Annotated in this window: 7 protein-coding genes and 1 pseudogene; 4 read left to right on the forward strand and 4 right to left on the reverse strand. The window is 71.6% G+C overall.

The annotated features are described in order from the left end of the window. Positions 1-3: 3 nt before the first annotated feature. From ABTX62_RS03350 to ABTX62_RS03370, 4 genes are all read right to left on the reverse strand, one after another. Positions 4-1,725: an urease subunit alpha gene (locus ABTX62_RS03350; RefSeq protein ID WP_352114577.1), complete on the reverse strand. Its 1,722-nt coding sequence runs from the start codon at positions 1,723-1,725 to the stop codon at positions 4-6. Then, the gene (locus ABTX62_RS03355; protein ID WP_352114578.1) at positions 1,718-2,029 is read right to left on the reverse strand and encodes an urease subunit beta; all 312 of its coding nucleotides are present in this window, start codon (positions 2,027-2,029) and stop codon (positions 1,718-1,720) included. The genes ABTX62_RS03350 and ABTX62_RS03355 overlap by 8 nt, the downstream gene beginning before the upstream one ends. Before the next feature lie 13 nt (positions 2,030-2,042). Continuing rightward, on the reverse strand, positions 2,043-2,345 hold the full coding sequence (locus ABTX62_RS03360) for an urease subunit gamma (RefSeq protein ID WP_352114669.1): 303 nt from the start codon (positions 2,343-2,345) through the stop codon (positions 2,043-2,045). Between the two features lie 834 nt (positions 2,346-3,179). Continuing rightward, complete coding sequence (locus ABTX62_RS03370; RefSeq protein WP_352114579.1) at positions 3,180-3,467, reverse strand: type II toxin-antitoxin system Phd/YefM family antitoxin; 288 nt, start codon at positions 3,465-3,467, stop codon at positions 3,180-3,182. Positions 3,468-3,557: 90 nt separating this feature from the next. Between ABTX62_RS03370 and ABTX62_RS03375 the strand changes: the two genes are divergently transcribed. The 4 genes and pseudogenes from ABTX62_RS03375 to ABTX62_RS03390 all read left to right on the forward strand — a co-directional run bounded on the left by ABTX62_RS03375 (position 3,558) and on the right by ABTX62_RS03390 (position 6,248). Then, a complete protein-coding gene (locus ABTX62_RS03375; protein WP_352114580.1) occupies positions 3,558-4,193 on the forward strand; it encodes an ATP-dependent Clp protease proteolytic subunit in 636 nt (211 codons plus the stop codon). Between the two features lie 12 nt (positions 4,194-4,205). Then, on the forward strand, positions 4,206-4,514 hold the full coding sequence (locus ABTX62_RS03380) for a hypothetical protein (protein WP_352114581.1): 309 nt from the start codon (positions 4,206-4,208) through the stop codon (positions 4,512-4,514). 551 nt (positions 4,515-5,065) lie between these two features. Continuing rightward, the gene (locus tag ABTX62_RS03385; RefSeq protein WP_283970880.1) at positions 5,066-5,539 is read left to right on the forward strand and encodes a C40 family peptidase; all 474 of its coding nucleotides are present in this window, start codon (positions 5,066-5,068) and stop codon (positions 5,537-5,539) included. A 69-nt stretch (positions 5,540-5,608) separates the two neighbouring features. Next, a pseudogene (locus tag ABTX62_RS03390) lies at positions 5,609-6,248 on the forward strand (DUF6328 family protein). The last annotated feature ends 384 nt before the right edge of the window (positions 6,249-6,632 follow it).

Genomic DNA, 6,632 nt, shown 5'->3' on the forward strand with positions numbered 1-6,632 from the left:
CCCTCAGAACAGGAAGTACCGCTGAGCCATGGGCAGTTCGGCGGCCGGTGCCGCCTCGACCAGCTCTCCGTCGATGTGCACGGCGAAGCTGTCGGGATCGACCCGCACCTCGGGCCGCACGTCGTTCTCCCGCATGTCGGCCTTGGTGACCCCACGCGTCGACTCGATCGCCACGAACCGCTTGCCGAGTCCCAGCCGTTCGGGCAGCCCGGCCTCCACGGCCAGGGGCGCCACGAAGTTGACGGAGTTGGAGGCGGGCGCCCGCCCGATGGCCCCGTACATCGGCCGCGGCAGGATCGGCTGCGGCGTGGGGATCGAGGCGTTCGCGTCGCCCATCTGCGCGTACGCGATCTGCCCGCCCTTGATGACGAGCAACGGCTTCACGCCGAAGAACGCCGGATCCCACAGCACCAGATCGGCCAGCTTGCCGCTCTCCACCGACCCGATCTCGCGGGCCAGGCCCTGGGCGAGGGCGGGATTGATCGTGTACTTGGCGACATATCGACGCACTCGGTGATTGTCGGCCCGTCCGTCGCCGGGCAGTGCGCCCCGCCGGCGCTTCATCACGTGCGCGGTCTGCCAGGTCCGCATGACGACCTCTCCGACGCGCCCCATGGCCTGGGAGTCGGAAGAGATGATCGAGATCGCGCCCAGGTCGTGCAGGACGTCCTCCGCCCCGATCGTGGAGGGCCGGATCCGGGACTCGGCGAAGGCCAGGTCCTCCGGCACCGCGGGGTTGAGGTGGTGGCACACCATCAGCATGTCGAGGTGTTCCTCGGCGGTGTTGACGGTGAACGGCCGGGTGGGGTTCGTGGAGCTGGGCAGCACGTAGGACTCGGAGACCACGGTCATGATGTCCGGCGCGTGCCCGCCGCCCGCGCCCTCGGTGTGGTACGCGTGGATACCCCGCCCGGCGATGGCGGCGAGGGTGTCGCCGACGAACCCGGCCTCGTTGAGCGTGTCCGTGTGGATGGCGACCTGGATGCCCGTCCCCTCGGCGACGGTCAGCGCGGCGTCGATGACGGCCGGTGTGGAGCCCCAGTCCTCGTGCAGCTTCAAGCCGAGCGCGCCGCCCCGGAGCTGCGACAGCATCGCCTCGTGGGAGACGGTGTTGCCCTTGCCGAGCAGTCCGATGTTGAGCGGGTGGGCCTCCATCGCCTCCAGCATCCGTGCCAGATGCCAGGGGCCGGGCGTCACCGTGGTGGCCTTGGAGCCCTCGGCCGGCCCCGTACCGCCGCCGACGAGGGTCGTGATGCCGGAGGAGAGCGCCTCGTCGGCGATCTGCGGGCAGATGAAGTGGACGTGCGCGTCGATCGCGCCGGCCGTGAGGATCCGCCCGTTGCCGGCGATGATCTCGGTCTCGGGGCCGATGACCAGGTCCGGGTGGACGCCGTCCATGGTGTCGGGATTGCCGGCCTTGCCGATGCCCGTGATCCGGCCGTCGCGGATGCCGACGTCGGCCTTGACGATCCCCCAGTGGTCGAGGATCACCGCGCCGGTGACGACGGTGTCGGGGGTCCCTTCCGCACGCGTGGCACGCGCCTGCCCCATGGACTCGCGGATGACCTTGCCGCCGCCGAACACCGCCTCGTCACCGGCGAGGCCGGGGCCGCCGGAACGGTCCTCCTCGATCTCGACCAGCAGGTCGGTGTCGGCGAGGCGGATCCGGTCGCCGGTCGTCGGGCCGAACAGGTCGGCGTACGCGGCGCGCGAGATCTCAGGCATCGAGGGCACCTCCGGTCTCCCCGCGCAGACCGGGAACCACACGGGCGCCGGCCAGCGGGACGAGTTCGACGTCGACGGGGATCCCGGGTTCGAAGCGCACGGCCGTGCCGGCGGCGACGTTCAGCCGCTTGCCGCGCGCGGTGGAGCGGTCGAACTCCAGGCCCGGGTTGGCCTCGGCGAAGTGGTAGTGGGAGCCGACCTGCACGGGCCGGTCGGCGGCGTTGAGGACGGTGAGACGGGTGACCTCGCTGCCCTGGTTGCAGACGATCGGGTCCTCGGCGAACAGGATCTCTCCGGGAATCACGGCGGCCTCCCCGTCAGACGATCGGCTCGTGGACGGTGACGAGCTTGGTGCCGTCCGGGAAGGTGGCCTCCACCTGCACGTCGTGGATCATTTCCGGGACGCCTTCCATGACGTCGTCCCTGGTCAGGATCGTGCGTCCGGAGGCCATGAGTTCCGCCACGGTCCGGCCGTCCCGCGCGCCTTCGAGGATGTGCGAGGTGATGAGCGCGACCGCCTCGGGGTGATTCAGCTTCAGGCCACGGGCGCGGCGCTTCTCGGCCACGTCGGCCGCCACGTGGATGAGCAGTCGTTCTTGCTCGTGCGGGGTCAGTTGCACGTCCCACCTCACAGTCCTCGCTCCGGGCCGTGCGGGGCCCGGCTGCCGCGGCCACGGGGCAAAGTGCCAGGTGGCGTGGAGCGGCAGGCTAGTTGGACCGCGTTTCGGGCACGTTAACCGCGCTGGGATCCACCGGTCGCGGCGCGGGCTGCGCGGCGTCCGGCCGTGCTCGCATTGCTCGGCGCCTCGGCCCTGGTGGGCCTGACCGCGGCCGGGATTGCGCACAACCGGCTCGGAGCGCTCGGCGGCGACCGGTGGGCGGAGGCCTCGGTGCCGGCTCTGTCCACGCCGGCGGTCGGCGGTGCCGTCGCCGGACTCGCCGCCCTGGCCGGCCCCGCCGACGCGGGCCTCGCGGCCGCCACGGTGATGCCGCTGGGCAACCCTTCTCCGGCGCCACCTCGGCCCCGCAGAGGCTGCCGGAGCCGGCCGGCGCCGTCGGCCAGTGCTGCCGCCGGGCGCGAGCACGAGGTTGACTGCGCTCGGTGTCGTACTTCGACGGCGTGGCGGCGACCGGGCCCGCCCTGACCCTGGCCTGATGGCGCAGCCTGCCACTCGGGCACGGGCACGACACTGGCTGCGCTCGATGCCCCACTTCGACGGCGCGGCAGCGACCGGGCCCGCCCTGAGGCTGGTCTGGTGGGCGGCGCTCGGCCTGGGCGCCGTACTGCTCGGCGACGCGCTGCGGGCACGGAGGGCGGGCAGTGAGCCCGCGGCCGACCGAAGGGAACTCCCGACCGTCGGCCGACCACCACACCGGCGCCTCCGAGCACACGGAAAGCGACCGTGCGTCCCCGCGGCAGGGGACGGGGACGCGCGGTTCTCGCCTGTACGGGACTAGGCCGGGCCCGCCCTGCGGTGCTCCGCCGCGATGCCGAACCGCTGGGATTCGCCGGGGGCGGACGCGACCTCGCGGACGGTGGAGACCGCGCTGACCACCTGCTCCTCCGCGGACTCCGCGAGCTCCTGGGTCACTTCGAGTCGCCGCAGGTCATCGGCCGAGACGAGGGCGACGAGGGGCTTGCCGTGCCGCGTGACGACGACGCGTTCGCCGCCGTACACCACGCGGTTGATCAGGTCGGCGAGCTCAGCCCTGGCTTGCGTCACCGGAATCTCGTAGGCCATGCCCCCATCATAACGCGATGTACGTCCTGTACATTTTTCACAGAAGCAGCTGCCGCCGGAGACAGCTGCGCCGCGAGGAGGGGGTTCGCCATGACCCGACCGTCCGCCCGTCACGCGCTGCCCGAGTTCACCGAACGGACGGGGTCCGGGCAGCGGACGATGGACCCTTACTCGAAGCTCCTGGAAGAGCGGATCGTCTTCCTCGGCGCGCCCGTGGACGAGACCTCGGCGAACGACGTGATGGCCCAGTTCATGCACCTGGAGCACCAGGCCCCGGACCGCGACATCTCGCTCTACATCAACTCCCCCGGCGGCACCTTCCCCGCCATGGCGGCGATCTACGACACGATGCAGTACGTCTCCTGCGACGTGGAGACGATCTGTCTGGGCCGGACCGGCGCGGCCTCCTCGGTGCTGCTGGCGGGAGGCGCGCCCGGCAAGCGATTCGCGCTGCCCGACGCGCGCCTGGTGATCCATCAGCCCGCACTGCCCGGGCCCGTCCGGGGACAGGCGAGCGATCTCGCCATCCAGGCGGACGAGGTGACGCGCGTCCGGCTCCGTACGGAGGAGCTGCTCGCTCGGCACACGGGTCGCAGCCGGGAGCAGATCGGCAGGGACATCGAGCGGGAAAAGATCCTCACCGCCCAGGAGGCCGTGGAGTACGGCCTGGTGGACGGGGTCATCCCCCACCGCCGGGCCACCCCGGTCCCGCCGACCGGACGGTGAGGCGAGGCCCCGATGCTCCCGCCGGAACTGCCGCCGCTGCCCGCCCTGACGCGCGCCGAGGCGGAACTGATCGACCGTTACCTCGAGGTCGTCGACCTGCTGGGCCGTATCAACCCGGCGCAGGACGGCGACATCTACCGCGGACTGCGCGCCGCCCAGGCCCTGGTCGGCAAGGCGGCCGGGTTGCGCGACGCGCTGGCCCTGATGCACCAGCGGGGTGAGACGGAACTGCACGCCGGCACCCTGGCGCGTGCGCTGCGGGTGCTGGACGGTGAGCGGCGCACGGCCCGCCTCAGCCTGCCCCCGGAATCCGTCAGTTGACGCGCGGTCGTCGCTCCGGACGTCCGATCGACCGTGGACCGTCCGCGGCTGAGTCGAAACGGACCAAATGACGTACCGCTGTTCGGAGTAGATGGGAGACCTGTTTTGGGACCGTTCCGGTTGCGCGACGCGCGTAGTCAGGGGACGGAATGGGGCATTCCATCGCTGGTCCGACGCTCCACGAACCTGTGGACAGTGGCTCGAACGCACACGTGTCCACCCGAACGGGTGAGTGGTGAGTAACAACACAAATCCCCGGTTCGGTTGGGAAATCGGGACAGGCATGAGCCAAGATCCCTGACTGACGACAAGCCCCCGCCGCTGTGGCGGGGCGATCCGGGCGGACGCCGAGTCCTGCCGCCGCCCGGATGACCGGTCGACAGGAGTGGATCGGCAGGAGTGGAGGACCCAAGCACGACGGGTCGCCGGGACGGTCACGCCATGACCGCACCCGAGCAGCCCTTGGGGTGAAGCCGCGTCAGCGGCCGGGCAACTTCGCCAGCCCGAATCCGACAGGTCATCCTTCACAGGCGGCTGACGAAGGGTTGCGCATGACTGCGCTCAATCGTGTCCCGTCGCTCATGGCCCGGGCCGGCACGGCCTCGGCGCTCACCATCGCCGCCGTCGGCGGTTCGATAGTGGCGCCCGGCTTCGCCTCCGACGCCGCGGCAGCCACGCCGGCGACCAAGGCACTCCAGATCGCGGCCTCGAAGAAGGGTTCGCCGTACAAGTACGGGGCCACCGGTCCGCACCGGTTCGACTGCTCCGGGCTCACGCTCTACTCGTTCAAGAAGGCCGGCAAGAAGCTCCCCCGCACGGCTGCCCAGCAGTACAACAAGACACGCCACATCTCCAGCAAGAACCGCAAGGCCGGAGACCTGGTGTTCTTCCACTCGGGCAGCAACGTGTACCACGTCGGTATCTACGCGGGTAAGAACAAGCTCTGGCACTCCCCGAAGAGCGGGGACGTGGTGCGGCTCCAGAAGATCTGGACCAAGAGCGTCTGGTACGGGCGCGTGAAGTGATCCGCCCGGCGTGCGGCGGCGTCCTGACGCGCCGCCGCACGCCGGAGCGTGACTCGGACTTGTGCGGATATCCGTCGCCCCACGGCCGAGCATCGCCCCTGCACCGCGCGCAACGAGACTCCGCTGCAACGTGCGGACCGCAACTTCGTCGAACTGCTCCAGGAGTTGCGCGTCACCCAGACGGGCGTGCGGATCCTCTTCGCCTTCCTGTTGTCGCTCGCCTTCACCTCGCGCTTCGGGGACCTCGACCCGGTCCAGCGCGTCACCTACGTCGTCACCCTGCTGCTGTCGGTCCTGGCCGCCGCGCTGTTCACAGCCCCGGCCGCGCTGCACCGCTCCCTCTTCCAGCAGGGCGCCAAGCCCCGCATCGTGCAGGTCTCCTCGCGCCTGGCCACACCAGCCTGTGCGTGCTGGTGTTCGCGTTCAGCGGTTCCGTGCTGCTGGTGGTCGACGTGACCACGGGCCGGGCGGGCGGTGTCGCCGCGGGCGTCGCGACCTTCCTGGTCTGTGTCGGCCTGTGGAATCTGCTCCCCCGGCTCGTGCGGCGCGCGGGTCGGCGTCCGGAGACGGACGGCACCGCGGAGACGACCGAGGGGGAGCGGGCCGGGGACGACGTCAGGATTCCCTCACCACGGCGGCGCACCGTCAGGCCGCCGTCAGGGCCTCGGGGACGGTAGCGCACCGGGAGACGCCGGCGCGGCACAGGTGAGGGCCGTCGCGTGCCACGGCGTGTTGTGAGGCACGGGGAGTGGCTGGAGCCGCGCCGTACGACGCACAGAAGGGGCGTCGCAGCCTCGCGGGCGGCCCGGAGTGGGCGCCCTGGCTCGCGGGAGGCACGGAGGAGGCGGCGTGGCTCGCAGGGGCCCGATGCGGGCGCCGGGCCCGTGGGGAGGCCCGAAGGAGGCACCGCGGCTCACAGGGTGCCTGAGGAGGCGGCGTGGCTCGCAGGGACCCGATGGGGGCGCCGGGGTGCGGGCCCGATGAGCGCGTCCGGGGCTCGTGGGGAGGCCCGAAGGAGGCACCGCGGCTCACAGGGTGCCTGAGGAGGCGGCGTGGCTCGCAGGGACCCGATGGGGGCGCCGGGGTGCGGGCC

This window comes from Streptomyces sp. NPDC096046, assembly GCF_040303285.1.
Lineage (GTDB): Bacteria > Actinomycetota > Actinomycetes > Streptomycetales > Streptomycetaceae > Streptomyces.

Excerpts from the sequence above, each read along its gene's own strand:
- ABTX62_RS03385 (WP_283970880.1), top strand. The coding sequence starts at position 5,066 with ATGACTGCGCTCAATCGTGTCCCGTCGCTCATGGCCCGGGCCGGCACG.
- ABTX62_RS03370 (WP_352114579.1), bottom strand. The coding sequence starts at position 3,467 with ATGGCCTACGAGATTCCGGTGACGCAAGCCAGGGCTGAGCTCGCCGAC.
- ABTX62_RS03380 (WP_352114581.1), top strand. The coding sequence starts at position 4,206 with ATGCTCCCGCCGGAACTGCCGCCGCTGCCCGCCCTGACGCGCGCCGAG.
- ABTX62_RS03350 (WP_352114577.1), bottom strand. The coding sequence starts at position 1,725 with ATGCCTGAGATCTCGCGCGCCGCGTACGCCGACCTGTTCGGCCCGACG.
- ABTX62_RS03375 (WP_352114580.1), top strand. The coding sequence starts at position 3,558 with ATGACCCGACCGTCCGCCCGTCACGCGCTGCCCGAGTTCACCGAACGG.